This is a genomic window from Qipengyuania sp. BR81-2 (assembly GCF_055693895.1).
This window is the reverse complement of sequence record NZ_CM146344.1, coordinates 2,251,860-2,276,685: the sequence shown is the minus strand read 5'-3', so window position 1 is coordinate 2,276,685 and position 24,826 is coordinate 2,251,860. Positions and strand designations below refer to the sequence as shown.

The following is a 24,826-nucleotide window of genomic DNA, read 5'->3' as shown; positions in this document are numbered from 1 at the left end:
GAACAATCCGATGTCTTGCCCGCGCCCTAGCGCATCTATAACCCCACCGGCAATGAGCAACACGTCTTCCCCTGCCTACGATATCGACACTGCCGCAATTGCTGCGCGCATCGACCGACCGCTGGTGCTCGTCGGGCTGATGGGCGTGGGCAAGTCTACCATCGGCAGGCGGCTTGCGGGCGCGCTCGACCGAAGCTTCGTCGATGCCGACGAGGAGATCGAACGCGCTGCCAACCGCAGCGTCGGCGAGATCTTCGAGGCCCATGGCGAAGCCTACTTCCGCGACGGCGAGCGACGCGTGATCGCGCGGCTGATGGAGGAAGGTCACGGCGTGATCGCTACCGGCGGCGGCGCCTTCGTCGACAACGAGACCCGCGCGCTGGTGCTGGAGAATGGCCTTGCGATCTGGCTCGACTGCGACCTCGACACGCTGGTCGAGCGTACTTCGCGCAAGGACACCCGCCCCCTGCTCAAGACTGGTGACCCGCGCGAAATCCTTTTCAATCTCAAGGAACAGCGCAGTCCCGCCTATTCGCAAGCGCAAATCCATGTCGTGACCGACGACGGCCCGCACGAGGCGACCGTCGCGCGCATTCTCGAGGAGCTGGCCGCATGGCGGTAATCCCCGTCGAACTTGCCGGCCGCAGCTACGAAGTCATGGTTGGCGCCGGGCTGTTGGAGGACGCGATCGTCCAAGCCCGCGACTTTATCGAGCGCTATCACGCTGGCGGTTACGAAAAGCGCAGAAAAGTACCTGTCGTCGCCGATAGAAATGCAATGAAGGGCCATGGAGAAAGATTGGCCCATTCACTCGCATCAGATGGCTACGAGATCGAGTGGTACATTGTCGAACCGGGCGAAGGTTCGAAAAGTTGGCAGTCGCTGCAAGATCTTGTCGACTGGCTTCTCAAACTAGGAATCGAACGTGGAGATCACGTGCTCGCACTCGGTGGCGGCGTCGTTGGCGATCTCACCGGCTTTGCCTGCGCCATCCTCAAACGTGGCTGCGGCTTCGTGCAATTGCCCACCACCCTGCTGGCGCAGGTCGACAGTTCGGTCGGCGGCAAGACCGCGATCAACACCGCGGCGGGCAAGAACCTTGTCGGCGCTTTCCACCAACCCTCGCTGGTTCTGGCGGATCTCGACGCGCTTTCGACCCTGCCGGCGCGAGAACTGCGGGCGGGCTATGCGGAAGTGCTCAAATACGGCCTGCTTGGCGATGCGGAGTTCTTCGCCTGGCTAGAAGAGAACGGAGAGGACGTGCTCGCGCTAGAGAACGAGGCGCTCACGCACGCAGTGGCGACCAGTGTCGCCGCCAAGGCGCGGATCGTGGCCGAAGACGAGCGCGAGACGAGTGGCGTCCGCGCTCTCCTTAACCTCGGCCATACCTTCGGCCATGCGCTCGAGGCGGAAACCGGCTTTTCCGACAAGCTGCTTCACGGGGAGGCCGTCGCGCTCGGCATGGTCCTGGCGGCCCGCTATTCGGCGCGACGCGGTGAGATATCCTCTGCCGATGCAGAGCGCGTGACCCGCGCAATCGACGCAGCGGGCCTGCCCGCGGAAATCTCCGCGCTCGGCCTCGATTGCGGCGGCAAGACGCTTGCCGACCACATGCTGCACGACAAGAAGATGGATGCAGGCACCCTACCCTTCATCTTGCTGCGCGGGATCGGCGAGGCTTACCTCGCGCGCGATGTCGCGATGGACGATATCGCGGACTTCCTCGACGAGCAGCTCCAGGCGCACTAACCTCCGCGTCCATGACGCGCTTCATCGACCTCTCCATCCCGATCACCAACGACGTCGTCTCCGATCCGGAGGTGATGCGGCCCAAGATCCAGTACATGACCCACGAGAACACGTGGGAGCAGATCGCCATGTTCTTCCCGGGCCTCGAGAAGCAAGACCTGCCCGACGGCGAAGGCTGGGCGGTCGAGATGCTCGAGCTCTCGACGCACAACGGTACCCATATGGACGCGCCGTGGCACTACCATTCGACCACCGATGACGGAGCAAGTCCCGCACCGAGTATCGACGAAGCACCGCTCGACCGCTTCCTGCGCCCGGGTGTGAAGCTCGATTTCAGCCACCTCCCGCATGGCCACGTGGTGAGCGCGGCAGAGGTCGAGGAAGCTTTCGACACATTAGGCTACGACCTCCAGCCGCTCGATATCGTTTTGGTGCAGTCGGGCGCGGTCTACGGCACCGAGAATTTCACGGACCAGGGCGTGGGGCTTGGTGCGGAGGCAACGCTCTGGCTGACCGAACGCGGTGTCGAGGTTGTCGGCACCGATGCGTGGAGCTGGGACGCTCCCTTCAGCCACACGGCGAAGCGCTGGGCGGAAAAGCGCGACCCCTCGATCATCTGGGAAGGCCACAAGGCGGGCCGTATCCGGCCCTATTACCAGATCGAGAAGCTCACCAATCTCGAAAGCCTGCCAGCACACGGCTTCACCTTCAGCTGCTTCCCCGTGAAGATCGAGCGGGCAAGTGCAGGCTGGATTCGCGCGGTTGCGATGATAGAAGGCGAGGAATGACAAAGAGATACATCCCGCTCCCCCTCGCCTTCCTCGCCGCTCCACTAGCCGCCCATGAAGGCAGCGCAGAGATCATGTCATCGCCCTCCCCGGCCGACTATGAGGCTTCGCAGGCGGTCGTCGAGCCAGTGCTTGCGCAGCTCGAAGCGGGCAATACCGCTGCGGCTATCGAACTGATTACCAGTAAGAGCGAGATTTTCGCATCGAAGAAGGCCGAGGTAAACGTGCTCGCCGGACAGGTTCGGACGGTCTACGAAATCTATGGACCTGTCACGAAGTGCATCATGTCGGAACGTGAGCACGCTTCGGAACTGCGGATCAAATACAACTATGTGTGCCAGCACCGTGAACTGCTGGTGCGATGGACCTTCGCCGTCGACAACGTGCCGAAGGGCTGGATCATCACCAATTTCCGGTTCTCAGATACCTTCTGATCTGGCTGCCGACACATCCGTGTCGGCAGGTCAGCTCGCGCGCGCCTTGATCGGCGTGACCTTGCCAGCGCCATGCGGCTGGTATTCGGCCATCATCACGTCGTGCTCGGCGAAGAGACGCTCGATTTCGCTGCGGCGGTCGAGAAGCATCTGCGCGATCCCCGGCGCGAGGCTGTCGCCTTCACCGATCTTACCCAGAATGCCAGCGAGATCGCTGATCGTCGCGTCTTCAGGGGTCTTGTGATAATTGCCCCTGCCGTCGAAGAACCCTGTTCCCCTGTGTGCCATGTGCTTGCTCCTGTTTGCATGTGTCAGAAGCGACTCGAAGGCGAGCAGTATCTCAACGGCGGGAATTTCTTAAAAGTGCGTTTACCTTGAAACGCGCCCCGACCCCCAAATTCGCAAGATTCGAAAAGCACCCGGCAAGCCGGATTGCGCGGCGATTTGGTTAATCGCCACACCCGATATCCGATTCAGCAATTACGACTATTCGAGTTCGAGGATAACCTCGTCGACTGCGAGCGAGATCACCCTCGCCCGCATTGATCTTGCCGACGGTCGCCTGCTTCTCGGCGCGAAGGATGTTCTCCATCTTCATCGCCTCGACCGTGGCGAGCGGCTGGCCCGGCTGGACTTCCTCGCCCTCGGCCACGTGCAGCTTCACCAGCAGGCCTGGCATCGGGCAGATCAGCATCTTGGAAAGATCCGGCGGCTCCTTCTCGATCATGTGCGATGCGAGATGGGCGATGCGGGTCTGCAGGATGCGCAGTGAATGGGTCGCGCCGCGGGTGGTCATTTCATAGCCGGTGCGCGTGGGCTTCAGCTGGATCGTGTAGACCTCGACCGGCTCGGCGTCCTCGTCGGCGTCGTTTTGGTAGAGCGCGACGTCGACCATGGTCTCGCCGGGCGTATACTGCATCTCGATCGTGACCTGTGCGCCATCGACGGTAAGCGCGGTTTCCTCGAGACGCACCTCGTGGCTGGTCGAGCCTTCCTCGCGTTCGCCTATGCGGATGGTCCAGTCGCCCGGCGCATATTCGTCGCCGTCGAGCTGCTGGTTGATCCGGCGCGCACGGTCGGCATCGGCCGTGGCGATGACACCGCCTACTGCCGCAAGGACGCCCTTCAGCCGTTCACCGGCAGGCGCACCCTCGAAGCCCTCGGGATATTCCTCGGCGATAAAGCCGGTGGTGAGCTCGCCCGAGCGGAAGCGCTCGTGCTGCATGATCGCGCTGAGGAAATCGACATTGTGGCCCAGCCCCTCGATGCGGAAGGCGTCGAGCGCGGCGATCTGGAGATCGGCTGCCTCGTCGCGCGTTTCGCCCCAGGTGATCAGCTTGGCGATCATCGGGTCGTAGAACATCGAGACTTCGCCGCCTTCGAAGACGCCATCGTCGACTCGGATACCGTCGAGGCCGCGGCGGCCGTTCGCCTCGCCATCGTCGGCCCAGGGCTCGACCGGCGGCTGGTAGCGCACGAGGCGGCCCGTCGAGGGCAGGAAGCCGCGATAGGGGTCTTCCGCATAGACGCGGTTCTCGATCGCCCAGCCGTCGATTTTTACATCATCCTGCGTTATCGACAGCTCTTCGCCTGCCGCGACGCGGATCATCTGCTCGACGAGGTCGACGCCGGTGATCGCCTCGGTAACCGGATGCTCCACCTGCAGGCGGGTGTTCATTTCAAGGAAGTAGAAGCTTTCTCCGGTCGGGTCGGCGCCCGAGACGATCAGTTCGACCGTACCCGCGCTGTGATAATTCACCGCCTTCGACAGCGCCACGCACTGCTCGCCCATGGCCTTGCGCATCTTGGGCGTCACGAATGGCGACGGCGCTTCCTCGACCACCTTCTGGTGGCGGCGCTGGATCGAGCATTCGCGCTCGTTGAGGTAGATAACGTTGCCGTGCTTGTCGCCGAGGATCTGGATCTCGATGTGGCGCGGGTCTTCGATGAATTTCTCGATGAAGACGCGGTCGTCGCCGAAGCTGTTGAGACCCTCGCGCTTCACGCTTTCGAAGCCCTCGCGCACGTCCTTCTCCGAGTACGCAAGACGCATGCCCTTACCGCCGCCGCCGGCGGACGCCTTCATCATCACCGGGTAGGTAATCTCGTTCGAAATCTCGACCGCGTGATCGGTATCGCGGATTTCACCGACGAAGCCGGGGACGACATTCACGCCAGCCTCGCGGGCGATCTTCTTGGATTCGATCTTGTCGCCCATCGCCGCGATCGCGTTGGCGGGCGGGCCGATGAAGGCGATGTTCTCCTTGGCCAGTGCCTCGACGAAGCTCGCACGCTCGGAAAGGAAGCCATAGCCCGGGTGCACCGCTTCGGCTCCGGTCTGCTTGCAGGCTTCGATGATCTTGTCCGCGATCAGATAGCTTTCGGCTGCCGGAGCCGGGCCGATATGCACCGCCTCGTCGGCCATGCGCACGAAGGGCGCGCGGGCATCGGCATCGGAATAGACGGCGACCGTGGCAATTCCCATGCGCCTGGCAGTCTTGATGACACGACAGGCGATTTCACCGCGGTTGGCGATCAGGATCTTGGAAAACAAACGGGCCTCCGGAGGGCGGGTGTACAAACGTATGCACGCCCATGCCGCACCGGAGGCCCCGTATCAAGCCGGGCCTCGACCCGCTTGGGGATCAGTTACCCCACTCGAGATCGACGTGTGCAATCTGCGTGCTGCTGTCGCGGACGAGAGCCATGTATTTCCCCCAGTGCTCGCCAGCTTTTTCCTCGCCGCCCAGCTGGCGGGCGAGCTCGGCATTCCATTCGTCGTCGCGCGGGTTGCTGGCCCACCCCATGGCGGCGATGCCGTCTTCCATCTTGAATGCGACCATCATGTCCCACTTGCCGGTGTTCATGTGGAAGGCGGTCGGGCCTTCGCGGCCCAGAGCGTCATCGACGGCAATGAAGCTTTCGATCAGCTTCATCGCTTCCTGGGTCTTGCCCTCGTGGAAGTCGATGAAGACGATGTTGTACCAATCCTTCTTGGCAAGTTCCGGTGATGCGTGATTGTCTGCGAGCGCCGGTGTTGCCGGAATGGCAAGGCCCATGGCGGCGACGGCGAAAACAAGCTTCTTCATACAGTCCACTCCCCTGTAACGGAATGCGACCCAAGAGAAGCGACCCTGCTTCCAGCCTCCGAAGGGACCGGATTGGTGCGGAAATTCAGGCCTCTGGCCCGATAAAGTCAATCACCCCCTACCGGGGCAGGAGGGTTACTCCCGATGCGCCACATAGCCTGCCAGCGCGTGGGCATAGGCCTGTGCGCCGCGGCGGTCGCCCTCGCCGTCGAGCAGCGAGGTGACGGCGGCCGCCAGCCGTTGCTGGTTGTCAAGCGACAACACGCCCAGCGGCGAGACGTAGATGCCGATGGTGAAGAGGATCGCGCCGGTTTCAGGCAGGCGTCGCAATGTCTGGCGTTCGGAGCGCACGAAGAGCCTTTCTCCGGCATTCTCGGGTGTGACATGCGCAAAGGCGTGCTCGGGCGGTTTGGCCACCCAGCGGCGTTCGCCCGTGGCGGCGATGAACCAGTTGCAGCGACCGTAGATCGCTCCGGCCTTGAGCTTAGCCATGAAGTGGTCGACGCCGCTCGCGAGCTGTGCCTCATAACCTTGGATCGGCGCGTGCAGCGCGCGGAGCGGCAGGCCCATCTTGTCGGCCGGCGTCCAGTCGGAAGGCCAGGCGACAGCTGCACCCACTAGGCGGTACTGTTCGTCGCCCTCGCGCAGGGTCAGGAGGCACATGTCCTCGTGATGGGCGCGCGCGGCCTCGGGAAGCCCGCCCGGGAGGCCGAGCATGGCGGCAAGCTCTGCACCTGCAGCCTCGCCTTCGGGCGAAACCTGGATGCCCTCGGGATGGGCTTCAAAACCCGCTTGCCGCGCGGCAAGGTCGGGATCGGGCTGTAGCCAGTCGCTCTCGGCCAGCTTGGCGAGCCCCATCTTGAGCACCCCGCCACCGCGCGCCTTGGGCAGCAGCTCGTCGACGGAGAAGCCGAGGGTCATTGCGACTTCGCCTTGTAGACGGCCAAGGCGGTCACGATTGCAGCAAGCGCGCAAATTACCGCCAGACCCAGATACCAAGGCCCGTAGTTACTGCAGAAATCGACCGCCCAGTCGCATTCCGCCCTCGGCACAGCCTTGAGCCAAAGTCCGGCAAAGGCTGCTGCGGCCAGGGTTGCGAGCAGGTTCGCTGCAATCAAGGCCGCACGCAGTATCACTCGGCAGGCTCCATGGCCTTGCAAGCCCGCATTGGTTCCTCTTGCGCCAGCGCCGTGAGGCCCAGCTTGGCCATCAGCGCCGTATCGCTGTCGTCGCCAGCATTGGGCGCGGTAAGCAGCTTGTCACCGGTGAAGATCGAGTTAGCACCCGCCATGAAGCACAGCGCCTGTGTGGCTTCGCTCATGCTCTCGCGGCCCGCCGACAGCCGCACCATGCTCATCGGCATGGTAATACGCGCCACCGCGACCGTGCGGACGAACTCGATATCGTCGATCTTGGCGAGCGGGGTGTCGGCCAGCATGTCGCCCAGTACCGTGCCCTTGACCGGCACCAGCGCGTTGACCGGCACGCTTTCGGGATGCCGCTCCAGCGTAGCGAGCGTGTGGACGAAGCCCACCCGGTCCTCGCGCGTTTCGCCCATGCCGACGATCCCGCCGCTGCACACGTTGATGCCCGCGTCGCGCACGTTCTGCAGCGTATCGAGCCGGTCCTGGTAATTGCGGGTCGAGATCACGCGCTCGTAATATTCGGGCCCGGTGTCGACGTTGTGATTGTAGTAATCGAGGCCCGCTTCCTTCAGCATCTCCGCCTGCTTCGGCGTAAGCATGCCCAGCGTCATGCAGGTCTCCAGCCCCATCGCGCGCACGCCCTTCACGATCTCGACGATCGCGGGCATGTCGCGGTCCTTGGGGTTGCGCCATGCCGCGCCCATGCAGAAGCGCTGCGAGCCTGCATCCTTTGCCTGCGCTGCGCGCTGGAGGACCGATTGCACCTCCATCAGCTTGGTCGCCTCGACCCCGCTATCGGCCTTCACCGACTGCGAGCAATAGCCGCAGTCCTCCGGACACCCGCCGGTCTTGATAGAGAGCAGTGTGCAAAGCTGGATCTGCTCGGGTGGGTGAAACTCGCGGTGGACGCTGGCGGCCTGAAAAAGCAGCTCGGTAAAGGGAAGGTCGAACAGCCCCGCGATTTCCTCGCGAGTCCAGTCGGTGCGGATTTGGGTCAAAATTCTTCTGCCTTCTTGTGCGATTGGTCCGTCAGTCGGCGGAACATCTTCCCGGCGAAACGAAGGGTGAGCAAAAAACCTGCAATAGTTATGAGGAAGCCGACAATCTGCGCTCCTGGCACTTCCAAAAACAATAATCCCCCAACGATCCCAAAAATGCCAACCGAAAACCAAATGGCATAGGCCAACAAGATGAGAGCGATGGCGAAGACTATTCGCAGAATTGTCACTCCGCAGCCTCGTCCAGATCCTCGCCCGCAGGCGGCATGTTGTGGCCGAGCAGACGCAGCACGTCGGCCGCGCATTCGACCACGTTGCTGCCCGGGCCGTAGATGCCCTGCACCCCGGCATCGCGCAGGAAGTCGTAGTCCTTCTGCGGGATCACGCCGCCGGCGATTACCTTGATATCGGGGCGGCCTGCGTCGCGCAGGTGGTTGATCAGCTCGGGGATGAGAGTCTTGTGACCAGCCGCAAGACTGCTCGCGCCGATGGCGTCGACATCGTTCTCGAGAGCCATCGCTGCGGTTTCCTCGGGCGTCTGGAACAGCGGGCCGGAGACCACGTCGAAACCCATGTCGGCAAACGCGCTGGCAATCACGTTCGCGCCGCGGTCGTGGCCGTCCTGGCCCATCTTGGCGACCATCAGGCGCGGTGCGCGGCCAAGGCGGCGCTGGACGGCCATGACGCCCTCCACCACCTGGCGATAATAGGGATCGCCCGCATAGGCGCTGGAATAGACGCCGCTGACGGGCTTGGGCACCGTATCGTAGCGCCCGAAGGCATCTTCCATGGCCGCCGAAATCTCGCCCAGCGTCGCGTTGTGGCGCGCGCATTCGACCGCGCGGGCGAGCAGGTTGATGTCCCCACCCGACTGGAGCTCCGCCATTTGCGAAGGCGGCAGCGGCACGCCCTTTTCGTCGCGTCCGTCAGCGAATTTCGCCCGGGCTGCGGTGGGATCGGCCTTGGCAGCCTCGGTCAGCGCCTTGAGCGCGGCCTGGCAGGCATCCTCGTCACGCGCCTCGCGCACCTTCCTGATGCGCGCGATCTGGCTCTCGCGCACCGCGTGGTTGTCGATGTCGAGCGTGTCGATATCGGCCTCGGTCGGTAGGCGATACTTGTTGACGCCGACGATAACCGTCTCGCCCTTGTCGACGCTCGCCTGCTTGGCGGCAGCCGCTTCCTCGATCTGCGCCTTGGGCTTACCGCTGGCGACATATTCGGTCATGCCGCCCGCCGCCTCGACCTCATCGAGCATCGCCCTCGCCTGCTCCACCAGCGCGGCGGTGAGGCTTTCGATGTAGTAGCTGCCGCCCAGCGGATCGGCGACATTGGTGATGCCGGTCTCTTCCTGGATCACCAGCTGCGTGTTGCGCGCGATGCGGGCGGAGAAGTCGGTCGGCAGCGCGATCGCCTCGTCCAGAGCATTGGTGTGGAGCGACTGCGTGCCGCCCAGCACAGCCGCCATCGCCTCGATCGTGGTGCGGATGACGTTGTTGTAAGGGTCCTGCTCCTGCAGCGAGACACCGCTGGTCTGGCAGTGGGTGCGCAGCATCTTCGACTTGGGGTTCTGCGCCCCCAGCCCTTCCATGACATCGTGCCACAGCGCACGCGCAGCGCGCATCTTGGCGATCTCCATGAAGAAGTTCATGCCGATGCCCCAGAAGAAGGACAGGCGCGGCGCGAAGGCATCGATATCGAGGCCCGCTTCCATCGCGCGTTTCGCATATTCCTTGCCGTCGGCGATGGTGAAGGCGAGTTCCTGCACTGCCGTCGCCCCCGCCTCGTGCATGTGATAGCCCGATATCGAAATACTGTTGAATTTCGGCATGTTGGCCGAGGTATATGCGATGATGTCCGAAACGATCCGCATGCTCGGTTCGGGCGGATAGATATAGGTGTTGCGGACCATGAACTCCTTCAGGATGTCGTTCTGGATGGTCCCGGCGAGCTTGTCCTGGCTCACCCCCTGCCGTTCTGCCGCGACGATGTAGAAGGCGAGCACGGGGATCACCGCGCCGTTCATCGTCATGCTGACACTCATGGTATCGAGCGGGATCTGGTCGAACAGGATTTCCATGTCGCGCACAGTGTCGATCGCAACGCCCGCCTTGCCGACATCGCCGACCACGCGCGGGTGGTCGCTGTCATAGCCGCGGTGCGTGGCAAGGTCGAAAGCGACCGAGAGGCCCTTCTGGCCCGCCGCGAGGTTGCGGCGGTAGAAGGCGTTCGATTCCTCGGCGGTCGAGAAGCCCGCATACTGGCGGATGGTCCACGGACGGCCAGTGTACATCGAGGCATAGGGCCCGCGCGTGAACGGCGCGATGCCGGGTACGCCGGGGTCGATCCCTTGCGTATCCTCGCTGGTATAAAGTGGCTTTACGGCGATCCCTTCGGGCGTGTGCCAGGTGAGGTCGCGGCCTTTCACCTCCTTGTCGGCAAGGGGCATCCAGTCGTCATAAGTGGGCTTGTCGGTCATGCGGCCTCCCCTAAACGCATTCCTATGCGCAGAAAAGCCGCGGGTTAGAAAAGCTCGTCCAAAGTCGGCAGCCCGGGTTCGGTCCAGCGAGGCGCGGCCCTTATTTCTTCCAACGTCATCTCCCCGTGGATCGCGAACCAGCGGTCGTACTGGTGTGCCGTTGCGATCCAGTACAAGCCGCCCAAGGCAATCACGGCAACCACCCAGAGACTTTTCGCGAAGCGTGCAGCCGACATACCGTCACGCCCCGCCATCCACAGCGTACCTAGCGCCGTCCACCCACCCAGGCCGAGAAAGCCCCAGCCGATCCAGCGATAATACTTGCCCAGCTCGGGATCTGGCGGCCAGTTGCGGGGGATATAGTGCGCAGGCTTAAGGCCCTGGCCGAAGAACTCTATATATCCGGCGCCAATGACGAATGCGGTGAGGGTTACCAGCGCAATTATGCCGCCCCAACCCTCGTTTTGTTCCTCGCGCCGCCGAACGCTTGCCTTCCAGCCTTCGCGAAAGGACTTCCAGCTGAAGGGCTTTGCCTCGTTCCACTCGAAAGGGAACCGGTCCCGATCGCGCATCGATCAGTTGGACCAGTGCGCGCCAGACTTGGGCGTTTCCATGATTTCGGTGAGCTGGCCCATCATGTCCTTGGGATGGAGGAAGAAGATGGGCGTGCCATGCGCGCCCAGCCGCGTGGGGCCGAGGATGCGCTTTCCCATCTCCTCGAACCACTTGCGGGCGTCCTCGATATCCTCGACCTCGTAGCAAACATGGTGCTGCCCGCCGGCGGGGTTCTTTTCGAGGAACTTGGCGATGGGGCTGTCCGGGCCGAGCGGCTCGATCAGCTCGATCTGCGTGCCGTTGGTGCCGTTCTCGCCGGGCGTATCGACGAAGCAGACCTTCACCCCCTGCGCCTCGAGATCGAAGGGCTCGTGGAACTTGGTCGCGCCCATGACATCGCGGTAATAGCGCACCGATTCCTCGATCGAGGGCGTGGCGACGCCGATGTGGTTCAGCCTACCGAGTTTCACGCGCGATCTCCTGTTCAATTCTTTCCTTCGCCGCGTCGGCCGCGACGAAAAACGAGGCGCCGAATAGCGCAACCAGCGCCGCTGCCCATAGCGTCATGAGCCTCTCGCCCACAGTACCGACGCCTTTCTGCATCGCGTTGATCGCAGCATAGCCCACCAGCGCGCCGAGGCCTATCATCACCCAGCCGCCGATGCGCATCTGCTCCGGCAGATCGGGCGTCGGCTCGACATAGGTCTTGGTGAAGAAGCTCATCGTATAGGGGTCGAACTGCACGGCCTTGTTCCACCCGATGACGACCAGCAGCGGCATCAGGACGAGTGCGAAGACGATGCCCGCGATACGTTTGACCGGGTGCGAGCGCTGATCTTCAGTTGGCGCCGCATCCTGTTGGCGTCCCGGCTTCATCAAGGCTATCGAGCCCCGCAATTCAACGGTCTTCTTCCTTGTTGGCGAGGGCATCGCCGAGAAGGTTTCCGAGCTTGGTACCCGTTTCGGCAGATCCGATACCGAATTCGGCGAAGACAGTCTCGTTCTCGTCGATCACGCTGACGGAGATGTCCGTGCTCTCTGCCAATGCTGCCATCTGGGGCGTGTTCTCGAAGATCGACGTGAGGATGTACTGCGCATCAGGCGCGAAGGCCTCGTCACAGACGACCGTCATGATGATGCTCTTGGCCTTGTCGCCGCGCTGCTTCTTCCATTCCAGCAAGGTACCGCCGGCCTGGGAAAGTTCGGAGAGGTAGTGCTCCTCGTTCTCAGGTGCGATGGACACGATCGCGGCAAAGCTATTCTTGAAGAAGCCTTCCTTCTTCGAGAATTCCTGGATCTGCATCAGATCATGCCTCCGGTCGGCCGCTCAGAGCGGAATATTGTCATGCTTCTTCCACGGGTTCTCGAGCTGCTTCGTCCGCAGCTTGCGTAGCCCAAGCGCGATCCGCTTGCGGGTCGAGTGCGGGTAGATCACCTCGTCGATATAGCCGCGTTGCGCTGCCACGAAGGGGTTCGCGAAGCGGTCTTCGTATTCCTTGGTCTTCTCGGCGATCTTGTCGGGATCGTCGCGGTCCTGGCGGAAGATGATCTCCACCGCGCCCTTCGCGCCCATCACTGCGATTTCGGCAGTGGGCCATGCGTAGTTCAAGTCGCCGCGCAGGTGCTTGGAGGCCATCACGTCATAGGCGCCGCCATAGGCCTTGCGGGTGATGACGGTGATTTTGGGCACGGTCGCCTCGGCATAGGCGAAGAGCAGCTTCGCGCCGTGCTTGATGATGCCGTTGTGCTCCTGCGCCGTGCCGGGAAGGAAGCCGGGCACGTCGACGAAGGTCAGGATCGGAATTTCGAAGGCATCGCAGAAGCGCACGAAGCGCGCGGCCTTCTTGGAGGAATTGATGTCGAGCACGCCGGCGAGCACCATCGGCTGGTTCGCCACCACGCCCACCGTGCGCCCTTCCACCCGGCCGAAACCGCAGATGATATTGGCGGCATGGTTCGGCTGGATCTCGAAGAAATCGCCTTCGTCCAACGTCTTCCGGATGACTTCGTCCATGTCATAGGGCTGGTTCGCGTTGTCGGGGATCAGCGTGTCGAGGCTGTCCTCCATGCGGTCCCACGGATCGCTGGTCGGACGCTCGGGCACTTCCTCGCGGTTGGACAGCGGCAAGTAGTCGAAGAAATTGCGCGTCGCGAGCAGCGTTTCGATGTCGTTTTCGAAGGCGATATCGGCGACGCTGGTCTTGGTCGTATGCGTCTTGGCCCCGCCCAGTTCTTCCTGCGTGACTTCCTCGTTGGTCACCGTCTTCACAACGTCGGGGCCGGTGACGAACATGTAGCTGCTGTCCTCCACCATGAAGATGAAGTCGGTCATGGCAGGCGAGTACACCGCGCCGCCCGCACACGGGCCCATGATGAGGCTGATCTGCGGCACCACGCCGCTGGCAAGCACATTGCGCTGGAACACTTCGGCATAGCCGCCCAATGAGGCGACGCCTTCCTGGATGCGCGCGCCGCCGGAATCGTTGAGGCCGATGACCGGCGCGCCGACCTTCATCGCGGTGTCCATCACCTTGCAGATCTTCTCTGCATGGCGCTTCGACAGCGAGCCGCCGAAGACGGTGAAATCCTGGCTGAATACGTAGACGAGGCGGCCGTTGATCGTGCCGCTGCCGGTGACCACACCGTCGCCCGGTATGCGCTGCTTCTCCATGCCGAAATCGACGCAGTCATGCTCGACATAGCGGTCGAGTTCTTCGAAGCTGCCTTCGTCCAGCAGCACGTCGAGCCGCTCGCGCGCGGTCAGCTTGCCCTTGGCGTGCTGTGCGGCGATGCGCTTTTCGCCGCCACCCAGCTCGGCTGCGGCACGGCGGCGTTCCATTTCGGCGATATTGGCGGACATGTTCTCTCCGTTTGAACTCTCGGCGAAGCGCCTAGAGCGGGGAGCGTGGCAACGTCAATCGCCGCCCGCCTCTTCTTCCTCCTCGCCGGGCCGATATTCGAAGATATCGCCGGGCTGGCAGTCGAGCTCGCGGCACAGTGCGTTGAGCGTCTTGTAGCGCACGCCCTGAACCTTGCCCGTCTTCAAAAGCGAGAGGTTGGTGTTGGAAATGCCGATGCGGTCGGCCAGCTCTTTCAAGCTGACCTTCCGCTTCGCCATCATGACATCGAGATTGGTGACGATCGCCATCAGACCACACTTTCGCTGTCTTCGCGGTATTCCATGCCCGACCGGAAGGCGGCTGCCGTGATGAAACAGATCATCGCCATCAGCATCGGGATTATTGGCGGCTCATATTCCATCCAGATATTCTCGACGCCCTTCACGCTCCAGCTGATCGAGGGATGGATCACGCGGTCGTCCATCGGCGGGATCGCTTCGAGGATGGCGTATTGCGTCATGAAGGTGATCGAGATCGAGAGCACGCTGGCCGCGATCAGGAATTTGCCGATCATTCGCACCGATCTGATGTTCGCCTCGGTAAAGACATCGCCCTTGCCGATGCGGATCAGCGTACCGCGCAGCTGCCAGAATATCCCGGCAAGCAGGCCGAGGCCAACGAGCTGGCCGACGAGGCGGGACACACGAAGCCATGTGTGATTGTCGATCCGCACGGTCCCTTCCTGCATTTGCCAGAAGGCCGACATTCCGCCGAGCGGCTTCATGACGATGTTCTCGCTCGAAGCGGGATAGCTTACCATGTGGAACTTGCCCTCGGAGATCGCGCCGCCTGCACGCAGGATAGCCGCCAGAGCCGCAATCGCGACAAGCACCAGAAGCGCATTCACAAACCTTTTCGTCCAAACGCCTGTCATCTCTTCCTCCAAACCTGATGGCAGGGTGGATGACAGCGAATAAAACGATTCGCAATATCTTTTTTATGTTTTACGTAAATTCCGTATCGATCTGCACTAAGATCGCTGGGCGCTTATCAAGAACTCCACATTGCCTTCCGGACCCTTGATCGGGCTCTCGACGATGCCCTGCACCTCGAAGCCAAGCCCCTCTGCCCACTCGCGCACTTCGTCGCAGACGCGCCGGTGGAGTGCGGGATCGCTGACGACACCTTTCTTGCCCACTTCGTCACGGCCGACTTCGAATTGTGGCTTGATGAGCGCGACGAGGCGGCAGTCGGGCTCGGCCAGTTCGAGCGGACGCTCGAGCACTTTGGCAAGGCCAATGAAGCTCGCATCGCACACCACCCAAGTAACGGGCCGGTCGATCATCTCGGGCGTCAGGATGCGCGCGCTCGTCTGTTCGAGTACGGTCACGCGATCGTCCTGCCGCAGCTTCCAAGCGAGCTGGTTGGTCCCGCTGTCGACGGCAAAAACGTGCTCTGTCCCGCCCTGCAGCAGCACATCTGTGAAGCCGCCGGTCGAGCTACCGATATCCATCGCGGTGACACCCTTGGGATCGAGCCCGAATTGCTCGATCGCATGCGCCAGCTTGATACCCCCGCGCGAAACCCAGGGATGGTCGCGCCCGCGCACCTCGAGCGGCGCGTCCTCGGCCATCTGCTGGCCGGGCTTGGCCAGCTTCTGCTCGCCCGAAAAGACGAGGCCCGCCATCACCAGCGCCTGAGCACGGGTCCGGCTTTCCACCAGCCCGCGGTCAACGAGCATCTGATCGAGGCGACGTTTCTTTGCCATTGGAAACATAGCCGTTAGCGAGCATTGGTGAGGCATGAAAGCCTCCCATAGCGCCATCGCCCTCTCGCTGCTCGCTACAGGCGCGCTTGCCATTGCCGCTTGCGTACCCGCGCCCGACTCCACGCCTGCGCCCAGCCCGAGCCCGACTCCTGTGACGCAGGCTCCGCAGCCCGCGCCGACGCCGACACCGTCTCCGGCGTCCGCTGCTGCCGCCCAATTCGAGAACTGGATCGACGCGCCGCGCACTGCAGGCAATTGGCGCTACCGGAGCGGAGGCGCCCTCAAGGTTGCGGAGTATGTGGGCCCCGACAACGAGGTGAAGTTTCAGATGGACTGCTCACCCGAGATTGGGATGCTCCTGTCGGTGGCCGGCAACGCAGGCAATGCAACGGCGATCCAGTTCCGCACGGAATCCACCGAACGCCTGGTACCCGCAGATGCGCGCGAAGGCTGGGTCCAGGCCGTTGTCAGACCGGCAGACCCCCTTCTCGACGCCATGGCGCGGACCCGCGGACGATTCGCTGTGGAAACTCCCGGGTTATCCACACTCTACCTTCCGCCATGGGCCGAAGTGACCCGCGTCATCGAGGAATGTCGCTGACCCGATTCCCTGTCCTGGCTGCCGACTGCGGAGCCCACCGCCAGCGGACATGAAAAAGGCCCGGAGAACGCTCCGAGCCACAAACGCCAATTCTGACGTGGGAAAACTTTTTTGCAAGCCTTGTTTTGCATCCCGAAACGACTCAAATTGTACACAAGATCAGCGGCGAACGCGATCTTGGAGCCCCTGATAAGGCTTCTAGCTCACTAGCGCGAAAGGAGGTGATCCGATGTCTCATGGTTCAGCAGAGAGGTCGGCAAGTTTCCGCGCGAGGTACTATCGGTAGTTCCATACCCTTAGAGACTTCGTGAGCGGCGCTTCCGCCGCTGACCATGAAAAGGGCAGCGCCATCTCAGGATGGAGCTGCCCTTCTCATTTTTGGCCCTAGAAAACTTGCCCTGCGCGCCTACTCCCACTAACCGCGCGGGCATGAATTTCGAGCACATCCCCCATCCCGCACCCACGCCCGCAGACAAGCGCGACCAGGCGTTGAAGGACCCCGGTTTCGGCAAGCTGTTCACTGACCACATGGTCGTGATCGACTATGACGAGGACAAGGGCGGCTGGCACAAGGCGACGCTCGGCCCGCGCCAGGCGATCAGCCTCGATCCGGCAGCGGCCGTGTTGCACTACGCGCAGGAAATCTTCGAGGGGATGAAGGCCTACAAGCAGGGTGACGATACGCTTGCCCTCTTCCGTCCCGAGCAGAACGCGCGCCGCTTCAACGAAAGCGCACGCCGGATGGCGATGCCTGATCTACCTGAGGAACTGTTCCTCGAATCGATCCGCCAGCTGGTCGCTGCGGACCGTAATTGGGTGCCGGGCGATCCCGACGGCTCGCTTTACCTGCGCCCCTTCATGTTTGCCTCGGAAGCCTTCCTCGGCGTGCGTCCGGCCAAGCAGTACAAGTATATACTGATCGCCAGCCCCGTCGGCCCCTATTTCAAGGGCGGCGCGAAGCCAGTGAAGATCTGGGTCAGCCGCAACTACACGCGCGCAGCCCCCGGCGGCACCGGCGCGGCGAAGACCGGCGGCAATTACGCCGCAAGCCTCGTCCCGCAGGCCGAAGGCATCGAGAACGGCTGCGACCAGGTGGTCTTCCTCGATGCAGTCGAGAAGAAGTGGGTCGAGGAACTGGGCGGCATGAACCTGTTCTTCGTCTTCGACGATGGCACGGTGATCACTCCGCCGCTGACCGGCACGATCCTGCCCGGCATCACCCGCAACAGCCTTATCGAGCTGCTGCGCGAAGAGGGCCTGCAGGTGCGCGAGGAGCCCTACAGCATCGACCAGTGGCGCGCGGATGCGACCACGGGCAAGCTGCTCGAGACGATGGCCTGCGGCACCGCAGCAGTCGTGACTCCCGTCGGCACCGTGCTCGGCCCCGACGGCGAATTCACCATCGGCAGCGGAGGCACCGGACAGATGACCAACAAGATCCGCGAGCGGCTCGTCGGCATCCAGAAGGGCAGCGTCGAGGACACCCACGGCTGGGTGACCAAGCTGTAAGTTAATGAGATTGGCGCGCTTCACTAAACTCAGGGAGCGAGCTCAGGTCGCGCTGCTTCTCGCCGCGCTTTGCATCTTAGCGGTCATCCTTCAAAATTTCGAAGGTTGGCACGCCAAGAGCATCAATGATGCCGAGTTCGAAGCCGTGGCCGGAAAAGTCATCTCCATCAATCTCATCCCGTCGAACACTGGCACATCATATCTGACGACGATCGTGACCGATGACGGCTACAAAACCCAATTGGTCACCAGCCCGGACCGAGCACGTGAATGCAAAGTTGGGTCGAAGGTTGAAATTGAACGTCGAGGCCTAGACCATCGTTGGACCGAAGAGTCTTGCACGCAAGACTAGCGCACCCCGCTCACCGAAGGCTCCACCCCGCTACACGCTCCAAGCCGATCCCGTATCGCGTCGATCAGCCAGCTGGTCGCGGGACCCGGACGCGCATCACGGCGCCACAGCGCGCTCAATATGTAATTCGCGCCCGGCTTCTCGGGCAGGTCGAGCAGGCATAGCCGCCCCTCGTCGATGTCGCCGCTCACCATGTGGCGCGGCATATTGCCCCAGCCGATCCCTTCCTTGAGCAGCGCGTGCTTTGCGCCGAGGTCAGCAAGCCGCCAGCTTTCGGGTGCAAGGACCGAAAACTCGCGCCCCTCGGTCAGCGGCGAGCGGTCTGTGAGAACGAGCTGGAGGTGCTTGCGGCTCTCTCCCGGTTTAACGCCCGAACGTGACAGCGGATGGTCGGGCGAAGCGACCGGCACCAGTTCGACGGCCCCGATCGCCTGTCTTTCGAGTTCCGCATGGTCGGCCAGCACGGGCCCGCCGATCGCGAGATCTGCGCTGCCATCGAGCAGGCATGCCGCCACTGCGCCCAGCGCCTCGACCTGCAGGCGCAGGGCGACATTCGGGTAGAGACGGCGGAAATCGCGCAGCACGCTCGCCGTCACCTCACCGGGCAGCATGACATCGACCACGAGCGAGACCTCGCTTTCGAGCCCCGCATGGAGCCCCTGCGTCTTGGCGAGCAATGTATCGATCCCGTCGGCAACCGCCTTGGCTTCTGCCAGCAGGCCCTTGCCTTCCTCGGTCAGCACCGGCCGGCGCGATCCTTCACGGGCGAACAGGCTGACGCCGAGCTGGGCTTCCATCTGCGAGATGCCGTAGCTGACCGCCGAAACCGCGCGTCCCATCTTGCGCGCAGCCGCGCCGAAGCTGCCCTCCTCAGCCACTGCGAGGAAGATGCGGAGCTGGTCCAGGCTCGGCTCACCCAACTTCATTGTTCGAATTTCCTGAACATCTTGGCGCGTTTTATCGCAGTTATCGGAACGATGAGCAACGCCTATCTCTTGGTCCAACGAAGCATTCCTCTGAAGATTGATTCCGGGAGACCAAGCATGATCGAACATCGTCCCTTCGAAAGCCTCGGCTCGGCCAACCACGGCTGGCTCGATGCGAACCACCACTTCTCATTTGCGGGCTATCACGATCCGTCCCGCATGAACTGGGGCGCTCTGCGCGTCTGGAACGACGACAAAATCGCCCCGAAGAGCGGCTTTCCGACCCACCCGCACCAGGACATGGAAATCATCACCTATGTCCGCACCGGTGCGATCACGCACCGCGACAGCATGGGCAATGAAGGCCGCACCGAAGCCGGCGACGTACAGGTGATGAGCGCCGGACGGGGTGTCGCGCATTCGGAGTTCAACCTCGAGGACGAGGAAACCACCCTCTTCCAGATCTGGATCATCCCCTCCGAGCGTGGCGGCGATCCCGACTGGGGTGCACGCCAGTTCCCCAAGGGTGACCGCGCAGGCCAGTTCGTCCCCCTCGCCAGCGGCGCTGCCAACGATGACGACGCCCTGAAGATCTCGCACCGATGCCCGCGTGCTCGGCGCGACGGTGAAGGCCGGCGAGAGCGTGACCTACACCCCGCGCACCGCCGACCGGCACCTCTATCTCGTGCCCGCTACCGGCAGCATCCGCGTGGGCGACATCGAGGCAAAGGCCCGCGACGGCCTCGCCATCACCAAGGAAGACACCATCACCATCACCGCGCTCGAGGACAGCGAACTCGTCCTCGTCGACGCAGCCTGAACTGGAGACCACACATGAGCAATATCCTCCACATCACCGCCAGCATCCGCAACGGCGAGAGTGTTTCGCGCAGCCTCGGCACCAAGCTCGTCGAAGGTCTCGCAGCCAAGCAGGGCGCAAGCGTCGTGACCCGCGACCTGTCGAAGAACGACATCCCCTTCATCGACGAGGACCGCTTCGCGGCGAACCTCGCCCCTTATGCCGAGCGTTCGCCCGAGCAGCATGAGCTCGCCAAGATTGCCGACGAGCTGATCGATGAGCTGCAGAATGCCGATACGCTGGTGTTCAGCGTGCCGATCTACAACTTCTCGGTTCCCGCGACCGTCAAGGCATGGGCCGACCTCGTCGCCCGCGCCGGCACCACTTTCCAGTACACCGCCAACGGTCCGGAAGGCCTGCTGACGGGCAAGAAGGCTTACATCACGGCCGCATCGGGCGGCACGCCGGTGGGCAGCGACTTCGACTTCATGACCCCGTGGCTCAAGTTCTTCCTCGGCTTCCTCGGCATCCAGGATGTCGAAGTCGTCGCAGCGGACGGCATCATGGGTGAAGGCGGCGAAGAGAAGATCGCCGAAGCACACGACCAGGTCGAACGCCTCGCCGCCTGAGGCAGGTCAAGTAAAAGGGGAAGTACAATGAACACTGCAACTACGATCGACGGCGCAGCGACCACCGGCTCCAGGAATGACGTGGTGCTGCTCGCAGCACGTGTCATGCTTGCCGCCCTCTTCATCCTTGCCGGCGTGAACAAGCTCGGCGGGATGGAAGGAACGGTCGGCTATATTGCCGCCATGGGCCTGCCTCTTCCTGAACTTGTCTACTTCGGGACGGTGGCTTTGGAGATCGGCGCGGGCCTTTTGCTCGCCGTGGGTTTCAAGGCACGCTACGCAGCTGCGGCACTGGGTGCCTTCACGGTCCTCACCGCAGTCATTTTCCATCGTGATTTCTCGCAGCAGATCGAATTGACGATGTTCTTGAAAAACCTTGCGATCGCAGGCGGCATGTTTGCGATGGCTGTTTCCGGCCCGGGCCGTTTCAGCCTCGATCGAGGTTAGCGCAACGGGTGACAATTAAGAGCCCGCCGGAGAGCACCAGCTCCCGGCGGGCTTTTTTTGGCATTCATGCGGGTCTCTGCGCGGATACGATCTCGCGCCGCTTCTGTATCTCGTAATATTCGGGCCGCCTCGGGAATTTGGCCGTAACCAAGATCGTCAGGGCGATCGTCAGGCCCGTGCCTACGACGACGAAGATACTCGACAGCCCGCCCATCGCGTCGGTCCGGCCGAGCATGAAAGCACCGAAGGAAATGCCGAAGTTCGACACCGCCATGTAGATCGTGAACTGGGTCGCCGCGACGGTGGGGTCACACAGCCGCATGGAGATCGGCAGCAGTGCCACCGTGATCAGCATGTCGAGCGGAATCCAGAGGTAGACGAAGGCCATGAAGAAGGTCGAATTGCTCCAGAATTCGACACCGGAGAACATGACCGTGCAAAGCCCGATGCCGCTCGCCAGCCACATCGCGCCGATCCGCTTGGCCCCGAACTTGTCGCCGAGCCAGCCGCCCAGCGTCATACACAAAACACCTGCGACAAGGCCAGCCGTGGCAGTCAGCGCGGAAATCTCCGAGGTGTCCCAACCGGCATAGTTGGCCCCGATCAGGGGCGTCGCGCCGGTGAAGCCGCCGTAGAGCACGCCGCGACCGAACAGGCAGGGTATCCAGAGCAGACTCACTCCGCGACGCATCGAGTTGAAGGTCGACTTGAGGATCGGCCACCAGGCACCGAGCTGGATTTCGAGATTGCGCTCATGCGCCTCGCCCCTGCTCCAGGGCAGGACGCGTTCGCCGCCCCGCTCGCGGAAGAATGCGACGTAGGTACTCAGCGCAAGCAGCAGCGCCGCCACGATCAGGAATGCGGCAGGTGCGCCGAAATCATCGATGACGAAGCCGCAAATCGCGGTTGCCGAAGCAATCCCGATGGCCTGCCCGCCGAACATCATTCCTGCGCCGCGAGCGCGCTCTTCCTCGGTCATGATATCGACCGCGAGGCCGTCGACGGCGACATCCTGGAAGGTGGTCGCCATGTTCACGACGAAGCCGATCGCACCGAGGATGGCGACATCGCTCACGGTCGGATCGATCATCGCCGCGGCAATGAGAAATGCGATCATCACTAGCTGCGCGCCGAGGATCCAGATCCGCCTGCGTCCCATCGGGAGGAAGGTATAGCGATCCATGATGAAGCCGTTCACCAGCTTCAGCGACCACGGCAGCGCCGTCAGCGCAGCCACAGATCCGACATCGGCCGCCGATGCACCGTTCACCGCCATCCACGCAGGGATCGCGAACCAGAAGAGGCCGATGGGCATGCCCTGCCCGACGTAGAGGATGAAAAGCGTGAACAGCCGCAGGCGCTGGCTTGTTTCGAGAATGAGCGAATTCGCGGACGCGGCTGATGCCATCCCGTACCCCCTTGGTCAGAGTCTCGGCTGGCTATATGCCCTTGGCCGATCGCGTCCCTACGATCCGATAAGTCGAACGCTGCCCCAATCGGCGGTTCTGCGCAAGATCAGCTTGGGACGTTCTCGCGCAGGTCTTCCAGCCAGATATCCGCCACGGCATCGCTCGGAGCGCGCCAGTCGCCGCGCGGGGATAATGCGCCGCCTGCGCTCACCTTTGGCCCGTTGGGGAGTGCACTGCGCTTGAACTGGCTGAAGCCGAAGAAGCGTTTCACGAAATTTTCCAGCCACTTCGCGATCGTGGCGAGATCGTACTCGTTCTTTCCCTCTTCGGGAAAACCGATCGGCCACTGGCCCGCCTTTGCATCCTTCCAGGCATGCCAGGCGAGGAAGGCGACGTGGCTCGGGCTTTGTCCCCAGCGAATTACGTGGTGCAGGAAAAAATCGTTGAGCTCGTAAGGGCCGATGATCGACTGGGTGCTCTGGATCGTACCGTCCGCGCCTGCCGGGACGAGCTCGGGGCTGATCTCGGTGTCGAGGATCGCGTCGAGGATTTCATCGACGCCGTGGTCGAACTGCTCGGTCGTGATGGTCCAGCGGATGAGGTACTGGATGAGCGTCTTGGGCACGCCCGCATTTACGCCGTAATGGCTCATCTGGTCGCCCACGCCATAGGTGCACCAGCCGAGCGCCAGCTCCGACAGGTCGCCGGTACCGATGACCCAGCCGCCATGCTGCCCGGCGAGGCGGAAGAGATAGTCGGTACGCAGGCCCGCCTGAACGTTTTCAAAGGTCACGTCATAGACCGGCTCGCCATCGGCAAAGGCGTGGCCGATATTCTCGAGCATCATGGTCGCGGTCGGTTTGATGTCGATTTCTTCGGCGGTGATGCCGAATGCCTTCATCAGCTTCCACGCGTTGGACTTCGTGCCTTCCGAAGTGGCGAAGCCGGGCATGGTGTAGCCGCGGATATCGGTGCGCGGGCGACCGAGCCGGTCCATCGCCTTGGCAGCCACCAGAAGCGCATGCGTGCTGTCGAGCCCGCCCGAGATACCTATTGTGAGGCACTTGGGCCGCGTCGCTTCGATCCGACGCATGAGGCCGTCGACCTGGATGTTGAAGGCCTCGTAGCAATCCTCGTCGAGCTTCTGCTGTCGATTGGGAACGAAGGGGAAGCGGCGCACGGGGCGTTCCAGCCCGATATCCTTCATCGCGTGGCCGTGATCGAACGAGACACGGCGGTACCAGTCCTCGGGCCGGTCCGCGGCATCGGCAGCATCGCCCCAGGTCTGCATCCGCATGCGCTCCGCAAGAACGCGCTTCGTGTCGATGTCGGCGACGCACATTTCCGGCTCGAGATCGAAGCGGGTGCTTTCGACCAGCAAATCGCCCAGCTCGTAGATCATCCCCTGGCCATCCCACGCGAGATCGGTCGTGCTTTCGCCATATCCGCTCGCCGAATAGGCATAGGCACATACAGAGCGGCTGGAACTGGCGCGCGAGAGCATGTGCCGCTCGTCCGACTTACCGATGGTGATGTTCGAGGCGGAAAGGTTGAGGAGGATGGTCGCGCCGGCAAGCGCGGCCAGCGTGCCGGGCGGATTGGGCGACCAGTAATCCTCGCAAATCTCGATGCCGAAGACGAAGCCCGGCATGTCGGCAGCTTCGAACAGCAGGTCGGTGCCGAAGGGAAGCGTCTCGCCGCGCAGCTCGATCTCGAGGCCCACACAATCCCGCCCGTGGCTGAACCAGCGCTTCTCGTAATACTCGCGATAGTTGGGGAGGTAGCTTTTGGGCACGACGCCGAGGACCTGCCCGCGCGCGATCACCACCGCGCAGTTGTAGATCCGGCCATTTCGCCGCAGCGGAGCGCCGATCACCAGCGCGGGCGCAAGCGAACGCGACGCTTCGCAAATCTCGCCCATGTGCCGCTCGACCGCTTCAAGCATCGCGGTCTGCAAATGGAGATCGTCGATCGCATAGGAGGAGAGCGAAAGCTCGGGGAAGAGCAGCAGGTCGACGCCGCGCTCGTCAGCCAGCTTCGCCTGTTCGATGATCCCTTCGGCATTGTAGGCGACATCGGCCGTGCGGACCCTGGGAGTAGCCGCCGCCACGCGGACGAAGCCGTGCGTGTGGAGGTCGAAGAAGGGATGCGTGCCTGGTTTCGCCATGCGCTTGGTGTCTTTCTCTTCGGGTGCGGCGGGTTCGATCCAGTCGGCGGGCTGGCAGATGCCGAGCTGCGCCAGCTTGCGCTGCGCATCGGCGCGGGCCACCCGACCCTTGCTTTCCCAACCGAACACCGTCTGCGTCTTGAAG

The 24,826-nt window shown here is 62.7% G+C and carries 27 protein-coding genes and 2 pseudogenes; 10 read left to right on the top strand and 19 right to left on the bottom strand.

Annotation, left to right across the window (positions count from 1 at the left end):
- Positions 1-52 precede the first annotated feature (52 nt).
- From ACZ1G8_RS11490 to ACZ1G8_RS11475, 4 genes are read left to right on the top strand one after another with little or no spacing between them, the layout of a single operon-like run.
- Positions 53-622, top strand: coding sequence for a shikimate kinase (locus ACZ1G8_RS11490; RefSeq protein WP_472679522.1), 570 nt, complete (start codon positions 53-55; stop codon positions 620-622).
- A complete protein-coding gene (aroB, locus tag ACZ1G8_RS11485) occupies positions 613-1,749 on the top strand; it encodes a 3-dehydroquinate synthase (RefSeq protein ID WP_472679521.1) in 1,137 nt (378 codons plus the stop codon). Before ACZ1G8_RS11490 ends, aroB begins: the two co-directional genes overlap by 10 nt.
- A gap of 11 nt (positions 1,750-1,760) precedes the next feature.
- Entirely contained in the window at positions 1,761-2,537 is a 777-nt protein-coding gene (locus ACZ1G8_RS11480; protein ID WP_472679520.1) for a cyclase family protein, read from the top strand.
- On the top strand, positions 2,534-2,971 hold the full coding sequence (locus tag ACZ1G8_RS11475; RefSeq protein WP_472679519.1) for a hypothetical protein: 438 nt from the start codon (positions 2,534-2,536) through the stop codon (positions 2,969-2,971). The genes ACZ1G8_RS11480 and ACZ1G8_RS11475 overlap by 4 nt, the downstream gene beginning before the upstream one ends.
- 30 nt (positions 2,972-3,001) lie before the next feature.
- Here ACZ1G8_RS11475 and ACZ1G8_RS11470 read toward each other — a convergent pair whose 3' ends face one another.
- From ACZ1G8_RS11470 to ACZ1G8_RS11395, 16 genes and pseudogenes are all read right to left on the bottom strand, one after another.
- A complete protein-coding gene (locus tag ACZ1G8_RS11470; RefSeq protein ID WP_221428712.1) occupies positions 3,002-3,259 on the bottom strand; it encodes a hypothetical protein in 258 nt (85 codons plus the stop codon).
- A gap of 198 nt (positions 3,260-3,457) precedes the next feature.
- Positions 3,458-5,525 (bottom strand): annotated as a pseudogene (locus ACZ1G8_RS11465) (ATP-binding protein).
- Positions 5,526-5,616: 91 nt separating this feature from the next.
- Positions 5,617-6,060: a hypothetical protein gene (locus tag ACZ1G8_RS11460; RefSeq protein ID WP_472679518.1), complete on the bottom strand. Its 444-nt coding sequence runs from the start codon at positions 6,058-6,060 to the stop codon at positions 5,617-5,619.
- Between the two features lie 135 nt (positions 6,061-6,195).
- Positions 6,196-6,981 (bottom strand): heme-dependent oxidative N-demethylase family protein, encoded by a 786-nt coding sequence (locus ACZ1G8_RS11455; protein WP_472679517.1) that lies wholly within the window; start codon positions 6,979-6,981, stop codon positions 6,196-6,198.
- Entirely contained in the window at positions 6,978-7,196 is a 219-nt protein-coding gene (locus ACZ1G8_RS11450; protein ID WP_472679516.1) for a hypothetical protein, read from the bottom strand. The genes ACZ1G8_RS11455 and ACZ1G8_RS11450 overlap by 4 nt, the downstream gene beginning before the upstream one ends.
- Positions 7,193-8,203, bottom strand: a complete 1,011-nt coding sequence (gene bioB, locus ACZ1G8_RS11445; RefSeq protein WP_472679515.1) for a biotin synthase BioB — start codon at positions 8,201-8,203, stop codon at positions 7,193-7,195. The genes ACZ1G8_RS11450 and bioB overlap by 4 nt, the downstream gene beginning before the upstream one ends.
- The gene (locus ACZ1G8_RS11440; RefSeq protein WP_472679514.1) at positions 8,200-8,433 is read right to left on the bottom strand and encodes a hypothetical protein; all 234 of its coding nucleotides are present in this window, start codon (positions 8,431-8,433) and stop codon (positions 8,200-8,202) included. The genes bioB and ACZ1G8_RS11440 overlap by 4 nt, the downstream gene beginning before the upstream one ends.
- Complete coding sequence (scpA, locus tag ACZ1G8_RS11435; protein WP_472679513.1) at positions 8,430-10,679, bottom strand: methylmalonyl-CoA mutase; 2,250 nt, start codon at positions 10,677-10,679, stop codon at positions 8,430-8,432. The genes ACZ1G8_RS11440 and scpA overlap by 4 nt, the downstream gene beginning before the upstream one ends.
- A 44-nt stretch (positions 10,680-10,723) precedes the next feature.
- Positions 10,724-11,251, bottom strand: coding sequence for a hypothetical protein (locus ACZ1G8_RS11430; RefSeq protein ID WP_472679512.1), 528 nt, complete (start codon positions 11,249-11,251; stop codon positions 10,724-10,726).
- Positions 11,252-11,254: 3 nt separating this feature from the next.
- A complete protein-coding gene (gene mce / locus ACZ1G8_RS11425; RefSeq protein ID WP_472679511.1) occupies positions 11,255-11,704 on the bottom strand; it encodes a methylmalonyl-CoA epimerase in 450 nt (149 codons plus the stop codon).
- Positions 11,691-12,110 (bottom strand): hypothetical protein, encoded by a 420-nt coding sequence (locus ACZ1G8_RS11420; protein ID WP_472679510.1) that lies wholly within the window; start codon positions 12,108-12,110, stop codon positions 11,691-11,693. The genes mce and ACZ1G8_RS11420 overlap by 14 nt, the downstream gene beginning before the upstream one ends.
- 22 nt (positions 12,111-12,132) lie before the next feature.
- The gene (locus ACZ1G8_RS11415; RefSeq protein WP_472679509.1) at positions 12,133-12,537 is read right to left on the bottom strand and encodes a hypothetical protein; all 405 of its coding nucleotides are present in this window, start codon (positions 12,535-12,537) and stop codon (positions 12,133-12,135) included.
- A gap of 24 nt (positions 12,538-12,561) precedes the next feature.
- On the bottom strand, positions 12,562-14,094 hold the full coding sequence (locus ACZ1G8_RS11410) for an acyl-CoA carboxylase subunit beta (protein ID WP_472679508.1): 1,533 nt from the start codon (positions 14,092-14,094) through the stop codon (positions 12,562-12,564).
- A gap of 54 nt (positions 14,095-14,148) precedes the next feature.
- Entirely contained in the window at positions 14,149-14,382 is a 234-nt protein-coding gene (locus tag ACZ1G8_RS11405; RefSeq protein ID WP_472679507.1) for a helix-turn-helix domain-containing protein, read from the bottom strand.
- Positions 14,382-14,981 carry a DUF2975 domain-containing protein gene (locus ACZ1G8_RS11400; RefSeq protein ID WP_472679506.1) on the bottom strand — a complete coding sequence of 200 codons (600 nt, stop codon included), beginning with the start codon at positions 14,979-14,981 and terminating at the stop codon, positions 14,382-14,384. Before ACZ1G8_RS11400 ends, ACZ1G8_RS11405 begins: the two co-directional genes overlap by 1 nt.
- Before the next feature lie 123 nt (positions 14,982-15,104).
- Positions 15,105-15,842, bottom strand: a complete 738-nt coding sequence (locus ACZ1G8_RS11395) for a TlyA family RNA methyltransferase (RefSeq protein ID WP_472679505.1) — start codon at positions 15,840-15,842, stop codon at positions 15,105-15,107.
- 34 nt (positions 15,843-15,876) lie between these two features.
- Here ACZ1G8_RS11395 and ACZ1G8_RS11390 point away from each other — a divergent pair, with 34 nt between their 5' ends.
- The 3 genes from ACZ1G8_RS11390 to ACZ1G8_RS11380 all read left to right on the top strand — a co-directional run bounded on the left by ACZ1G8_RS11390 (position 15,877) and on the right by ACZ1G8_RS11380 (position 18,304).
- Positions 15,877-16,443 (top strand): hypothetical protein, encoded by a 567-nt coding sequence (locus ACZ1G8_RS11390; protein WP_472679504.1) that lies wholly within the window; start codon positions 15,877-15,879, stop codon positions 16,441-16,443.
- Between the two features lie 429 nt (positions 16,444-16,872).
- Positions 16,873-17,952, top strand: coding sequence for a branched-chain amino acid aminotransferase (locus ACZ1G8_RS11385; protein WP_472679503.1), 1,080 nt, complete (start codon positions 16,873-16,875; stop codon positions 17,950-17,952).
- Between the two features lie 10 nt (positions 17,953-17,962).
- On the top strand, positions 17,963-18,304 hold the full coding sequence (locus ACZ1G8_RS11380) for a hypothetical protein (RefSeq protein ID WP_472679502.1): 342 nt from the start codon (positions 17,963-17,965) through the stop codon (positions 18,302-18,304).
- Here the strand turns inward: ACZ1G8_RS11380 and ACZ1G8_RS11375 are convergent.
- On the bottom strand, positions 18,301-19,230 hold the full coding sequence (locus ACZ1G8_RS11375) for a LysR family transcriptional regulator (RefSeq protein WP_472679501.1): 930 nt from the start codon (positions 19,228-19,230) through the stop codon (positions 18,301-18,303). The genes ACZ1G8_RS11380 and ACZ1G8_RS11375 overlap by 4 nt on opposite strands.
- A 117-nt stretch (positions 19,231-19,347) precedes the next feature.
- Here ACZ1G8_RS11375 and ACZ1G8_RS11370 point away from each other — a divergent pair.
- The 3 genes and pseudogenes from ACZ1G8_RS11370 to ACZ1G8_RS11360 all read left to right on the top strand — a co-directional run bounded on the left by ACZ1G8_RS11370 (position 19,348) and on the right by ACZ1G8_RS11360 (position 21,105).
- Positions 19,348-20,050, top strand: a pseudogene (locus tag ACZ1G8_RS11370) (pirin family protein).
- Between the two features lie 14 nt (positions 20,051-20,064).
- On the top strand, positions 20,065-20,658 hold the full coding sequence (locus ACZ1G8_RS11365; protein WP_221428730.1) for an FMN-dependent NADH-azoreductase: 594 nt from the start codon (positions 20,065-20,067) through the stop codon (positions 20,656-20,658).
- A gap of 27 nt (positions 20,659-20,685) precedes the next feature.
- Positions 20,686-21,105: a DoxX family protein gene (locus ACZ1G8_RS11360; RefSeq protein ID WP_472679500.1), complete on the top strand. Its 420-nt coding sequence runs from the start codon at positions 20,686-20,688 to the stop codon at positions 21,103-21,105.
- 64 nt (positions 21,106-21,169) lie between these two features.
- On the opposite strand, the gene ACZ1G8_RS11355 is transcribed toward ACZ1G8_RS11360, so the two are convergent.
- Positions 21,170-22,513, bottom strand: coding sequence for an MFS transporter (locus tag ACZ1G8_RS11355; protein ID WP_472679499.1), 1,344 nt, complete (start codon positions 22,511-22,513; stop codon positions 21,170-21,172).
- A gap of 107 nt (positions 22,514-22,620) precedes the next feature.
- Positions 22,621-24,681: an NAD(+) synthase gene (locus ACZ1G8_RS11350; RefSeq protein ID WP_472681244.1), complete on the bottom strand. Its 2,061-nt coding sequence runs from the start codon at positions 24,679-24,681 to the stop codon at positions 22,621-22,623.
- Positions 24,682-24,826 lie beyond the last annotated feature (145 nt).

Coding starts and splice junctions, on each gene's coding strand:
- ACZ1G8_RS11375 (WP_472679501.1), bottom strand. CDS start 19,230: ATGAAGTTGGGTGAGCCGAGCCTGGACCAGCTCCGCATCTTCCTCGCA.
- ACZ1G8_RS11475 (WP_472679519.1), top strand. CDS start 2,534: ATGACAAAGAGATACATCCCGCTCCCCCTCGCCTTCCTCGCCGCTCCA.
- ACZ1G8_RS11405 (WP_472679507.1), bottom strand. CDS start 14,382: ATGGCGATCGTCACCAATCTCGATGTCATGATGGCGAAGCGGAAGGTC.
- ACZ1G8_RS11430 (WP_472679512.1), bottom strand. CDS start 11,251: ATGCGCGATCGGGACCGGTTCCCTTTCGAGTGGAACGAGGCAAAGCCC.
- ACZ1G8_RS11460 (WP_472679518.1), bottom strand. CDS start 6,060: ATGAAGAAGCTTGTTTTCGCCGTCGCCGCCATGGGCCTTGCCATTCCG.
- ACZ1G8_RS11455 (WP_472679517.1), bottom strand. CDS start 6,981: ATGACCCTCGGCTTCTCCGTCGACGAGCTGCTGCCCAAGGCGCGCGGT.
- aroB (WP_472679521.1), top strand. CDS start 613: ATGGCGGTAATCCCCGTCGAACTTGCCGGCCGCAGCTACGAAGTCATG.
- ACZ1G8_RS11365 (WP_221428730.1), top strand. CDS start 20,065: ATGAGCAATATCCTCCACATCACCGCCAGCATCCGCAACGGCGAGAGT.
- ACZ1G8_RS11390 (WP_472679504.1), top strand. CDS start 15,877: ATGAAAGCCTCCCATAGCGCCATCGCCCTCTCGCTGCTCGCTACAGGC.
- ACZ1G8_RS11355 (WP_472679499.1), bottom strand. CDS start 22,513: ATGGCATCAGCCGCGTCCGCGAATTCGCTCATTCTCGAAACAAGCCAG.
- ACZ1G8_RS11420 (WP_472679510.1), bottom strand. CDS start 12,110: ATGAAGCCGGGACGCCAACAGGATGCGGCGCCAACTGAAGATCAGCGC.
- ACZ1G8_RS11415 (WP_472679509.1), bottom strand. CDS start 12,537: ATGCAGATCCAGGAATTCTCGAAGAAGGAAGGCTTCTTCAAGAATAGC.
- scpA (WP_472679513.1), bottom strand. CDS start 10,679: ATGACCGACAAGCCCACTTATGACGACTGGATGCCCCTTGCCGACAAG.
- ACZ1G8_RS11470 (WP_221428712.1), bottom strand. CDS start 3,259: ATGGCACACAGGGGAACAGGGTTCTTCGACGGCAGGGGCAATTATCAC.
- ACZ1G8_RS11360 (WP_472679500.1), top strand. CDS start 20,686: ATGAACACTGCAACTACGATCGACGGCGCAGCGACCACCGGCTCCAGG.
- ACZ1G8_RS11350 (WP_472681244.1), bottom strand. CDS start 24,681: ATGGCGAAACCAGGCACGCATCCCTTCTTCGACCTCCACACGCACGGC.
- ACZ1G8_RS11490 (WP_472679522.1), top strand. CDS start 53: ATGAGCAACACGTCTTCCCCTGCCTACGATATCGACACTGCCGCAATT.
- ACZ1G8_RS11385 (WP_472679503.1), top strand. CDS start 16,873: ATGAATTTCGAGCACATCCCCCATCCCGCACCCACGCCCGCAGACAAG.
- ACZ1G8_RS11395 (WP_472679505.1), bottom strand. CDS start 15,842: ATGGCAAAGAAACGTCGCCTCGATCAGATGCTCGTTGACCGCGGGCTG.
- ACZ1G8_RS11410 (WP_472679508.1), bottom strand. CDS start 14,094: ATGTCCGCCAATATCGCCGAAATGGAACGCCGCCGTGCCGCAGCCGAG.
- ACZ1G8_RS11480 (WP_472679520.1), top strand. CDS start 1,761: ATGACGCGCTTCATCGACCTCTCCATCCCGATCACCAACGACGTCGTC.